This window comes from Listeria valentina (assembly GCF_011800755.1).
GTDB classification, from domain to species: domain Bacteria; phylum Bacillota; class Bacilli; order Lactobacillales; family Listeriaceae; genus Listeria; species Listeria valentina.
This window is the reverse complement of record NZ_JAATJW010000112.1, coordinates 1-3,433: the sequence shown is the minus strand read 5'-3', so window position 1 is coordinate 3,433 and position 3,433 is coordinate 1. Positions and strand designations below refer to the sequence as shown.

The window sequence follows — 3,433 nt, the reverse complement described above, 5'->3', positions numbered from 1 at the left end:
CCATAAAGTGATTGATCATTTCTAATAACTGTTAAACAGTCATGTAGAGAAAAAACGACTGCTCGAGAAAACTCGTGATTTAATTGCAAATTATCCCAATCAGTAAAAACGGGAATAAAATCATTTCCTTTTTCATCTGTAATTTTAATGATATTTATTTTATTTTCTTCATGAATTTTTGCAGGAACTAATAATTTGGATTTTCTTAACTCTTCGTTCAGTTCATTTTGTCTATCAGATGAATAACTCTTCTTAATAGCTTTTATAATTGATAATAAAGCTGGATTTTTTATTTCTTCTTGTTTATTCATTTAGTTGTCTCCTGCATCAGCGTTAAATCATCTTTAATTCTCTCAAGCCCCAATATTATAGGGCTTCTATATTGAGTCGTTTCATCTACAAACTGTCTGACCAAGCTATCCCAATTGATATTCTTATCTAAGACTTCATCTTTCTTAGCGAAATAAAGAATTTGATCTACAATATCATAGATATTTTTAATGATACCTGCATATTGTTTTTGTGAAGGAAATTCTTGATTAATTAAATTCATAACTTCTAAGCAATCATTGATCAACGTATCCATTTTTTCACTCCTTAATTTGGTATAGGACTTATTTTACTAATCCAGTTTAAAGGCCAATCTTGTGGCATCAATATTTGATCAGCTCCACCAGCCAATTTTGTTCCAACTCCTGGAATAGTTTGAGGTGCTACTTTTCCTATATTTAATTTTTCTCCTTTTGGAATAACAATTTCCGCTTCATACATACGGGTATTCTTCCACTCAGGTAAAAGAGCTGCATCTATTTTTGCATTTATTCGGGATTGAGCAGGACTAGTAGTTGTGAAGCCACCACCTGCATCTGCATATCCGCCAAAAGCTCTATAAACGGTAACCTCTTCAGTTGTCTCAACAGTTCTATAATAACTATCTGTAAAGGATTTTGAAATTTGACTAGGTAATGTTTCCTTTTCTAATTCGGTAACTTTGGAATCAATTTTTGTACTATATTTAGATGCATTATCTCCAGCAGTTCTCTGACTATTTTTCACCGCCACTGAATCTTCTTTAGTTAATTTGACACCTTCTAATGCCTTGTTCCCTTTTCCCATATTCTTCAAAACCTTCAAAGCAGTTGCTTCCGAAACAACCGTTAGAAGAAACATCAGAGAGGAGACCGCTTGCTCATTATTCGTAATTTTTTTACCTGTTAATGGATCTATGCCATCCACCATTCGAATATAATCATTGATTCCTACAACCTCTTTAAAGAAATCTACTGCTTGTCCCATCTCTGCTTTTTTCTGCAATTGATTAAATTTATCGGTAGCTTCAGGGTCATAAAGCCCATTTTTATACATCCGATACTCATAGGCATAGCCGTGATCCGTTTTGACGGCGATTCGTTGCACTTCATAATGATCCTTTTGACTCGCGTTATAGCTGCTTAATTCTTTATAAAACTTTTCTTGACTAAAGTCAACCGATTGATATGTATTGGAAGAAGCATCATATCCCCCATCTTTTTTCAAACGGTCTAAGTAGGTATCGATATGATCCCATGTTTCACTGACTGCTGAGAAATCATTGGCATGACTCGATTCAAAACGCCGATAATCTTCTAAAACTTGAATATCCTTATTAATATCTTCCATGGCATTATCAAAGCTCTGCCCAACGGATCCAGAATAACCCCCTGCCACATACGATTGCGTAATTTTACTTTTCATCATTTCAAGCACTTGCGCCTTCGAAGCTTTAACGGTTTTTAAGCGATCATTTAAGTCCTCTAAATCGGCTGTATCTAATTTGTTTTTAGGAGACCCTACTTCGCTCTCAAAAGCAGCGAGGTACTGCTCAAAACGTTCTCCGAAGTCTGCTAGTGCATTGAAAATACCATCTGAAATCGGAAGGTATTCACCAAAATGTTGTTTGGCCGAATCCCAACTCTTTCCTTTTAATTTGTGGGTTCCTTCAAACTCTTTTACTTCCGTTTCAAATTTCCCAAATTTGTTTAGAATCTCTAATCTTGATTTTTGAGTCATTTCTTTCGCAGATGATAATTCACTTTTACTAATTCTTGGCATAATCATCACTCATTTCATTCTTTTGAGCTATTTGATACTCTTTTTCAAGCATGGAAACTTCTTGTTTTAATTTTTGAATACATGCCACGTAACTCTCTTTTATATCCTGAAAAAGATAACGATGGCCTAGCTCTTCATGGTATAACTGATCCATTCGCTGCTCTTCAATCTTTCTCGCCCTAGTTCCTTCACTAAAGAAAAGAACTTCTTCTCTTAGCTGCCGTTCTTTCCTTGTCCAATCCGCAAGTTCTTCCGAGAGCTGATCGATTTCACGGGCTTCCCTTTCAATATCTGACAATTCTTCATTTTTTTGGATCCATTCTTTCTTTAGACGAATCACTTGATCGATTTGTTAGTTATCCCCCATATTTTTTCGCCTCATTTGCATCTGTCTTTTCGAGTGCATCACTGATGCTTTGGATGGTTTGACTATCTTTTTGAACTTGTGTAGAAAATTTTTTCACAATCGCTTCTGAATGCTTCAAAATTTTTTTGATATCTCTCACAGCTGGACTACTTGAATAATCAATTTGAACAGCTGGTTTGAATTCCATATCCGTTTGCTTTTGAAAATGATCGGCAAAGTCTTTGGCTACCTTTGAATCATTTAAAATTTCCTCTTTCATCTTATCAACTCCTTTTAAAAAGGTGATATGCGCCGCATACCACCTTCCTTTTCATTCTTAAAACCCAAAGTTTTGAGAAAGTTGTTGATCTTGTTCTTCCACAGCACTTGCTGTTTTTTGAAGTTGTTGCTCGATTTGGTCCATCAAGTTCGCAAATTCCGTTACTTTTGGTTTCAACTGATTGAACTGGTCGTCAAAGCGTGCAAAAGCTTGTCCTTCCCATTCACTCCGAAGTTGTTCTTGTAATTGGGATAAGCGTTGTAACATTTGCTCAATATCACGTGCACTGGTTCCGTAAGTTTTAGCGCGATCTCGTAACTCGGCAGGCGTCATTCTGATTTGTCCAGACATGAAACTCATCTCCTATTTATGTATTGTTTTCTTTCAATTTTCAATATAGCACAACCTTAAAGCTCTGTCTGTGAACATTTTGTGAACTTTTACATAAAAAAGCTCTTCTCTCAAAAGAAAAGAGCTCAAAATATTTAATTAAAGCTAGTCAGAATAACATACCTCTAAAACCTTTTGCATTTCGTTCAAACACGAAGCGAGGTTTTGGAACCATTCAGAATAACATACCTCTAAAACGAAAGACTCATGTACTGGCCTTCGGTTTCAGTTTTGGAACCATTCAGAATAACATACCTCTAAAACAGCCAGTCGCGTATGATGTCGATGCAGGTAGTTTTGGAACCATTCAGAATAACATACATCAA

6 protein-coding genes are annotated in these 3,433 nt (G+C 35.7%); all 6 read right to left on the bottom strand.

The window, feature by feature from the left end:
* Nucleotides 1-311 (bottom strand): SseB family protein (locus HCK02_RS13510; RefSeq protein WP_167630622.1); only part of this gene is annotated, 311 nt, incomplete at its 3' end.
* A complete protein-coding gene (locus HCK02_RS13505; protein WP_167630621.1) occupies nucleotides 308-586 on the bottom strand; it encodes a hypothetical protein in 279 nt (92 codons plus the stop codon). The genes HCK02_RS13510 and HCK02_RS13505, both read right to left, overlap by 4 nt.
* A gap of 11 nt (nucleotides 587-597) precedes the next feature.
* Entirely contained in the window at nucleotides 598-2,091 is a 1,494-nt protein-coding gene (locus HCK02_RS13500) for a T7SS effector LXG polymorphic toxin (RefSeq protein WP_167630620.1), read from the bottom strand.
* Nucleotides 2,078-2,389 (bottom strand): hypothetical protein, encoded by a 312-nt coding sequence (locus tag HCK02_RS13495; RefSeq protein WP_208970486.1) that lies wholly within the window; start codon nucleotides 2,387-2,389, stop codon nucleotides 2,078-2,080. Before HCK02_RS13495 ends, HCK02_RS13500 begins: the two co-directional genes overlap by 14 nt.
* 58 nt (nucleotides 2,390-2,447) lie before the next feature.
* The gene (locus HCK02_RS13490; RefSeq protein WP_167630618.1) at nucleotides 2,448-2,717 is read right to left on the bottom strand and encodes a DUF3130 family protein; all 270 of its coding nucleotides are present in this window, start codon (nucleotides 2,715-2,717) and stop codon (nucleotides 2,448-2,450) included.
* Nucleotides 2,718-2,774: 57 nt separating this feature from the next.
* Nucleotides 2,775-3,068, bottom strand: a complete 294-nt coding sequence (locus HCK02_RS13485) for a WXG100 family type VII secretion target (protein ID WP_036070427.1) — start codon at nucleotides 3,066-3,068, stop codon at nucleotides 2,775-2,777.
* Nucleotides 3,069-3,433: the final 365 nt, after the last annotated feature.

Excerpts from the sequence above, each read along its gene's own strand:
- HCK02_RS13505 (WP_167630621.1), bottom strand. The coding sequence starts at position 586 with ATGGATACGTTGATCAATGATTGCTTAGAAGTTATGAATTTAATTAAT.
- HCK02_RS13500 (WP_167630620.1), bottom strand. The coding sequence starts at position 2,091 with ATGCCAAGAATTAGTAAAAGTGAATTATCATCTGCGAAAGAAATGACT.
- HCK02_RS13490 (WP_167630618.1), bottom strand. The coding sequence starts at position 2,717 with ATGAAAGAGGAAATTTTAAATGATTCAAAGGTAGCCAAAGACTTTGCC.
- HCK02_RS13485 (WP_036070427.1), bottom strand. The coding sequence starts at position 3,068 with ATGTCTGGACAAATCAGAATGACGCCTGCCGAGTTACGAGATCGCGCT.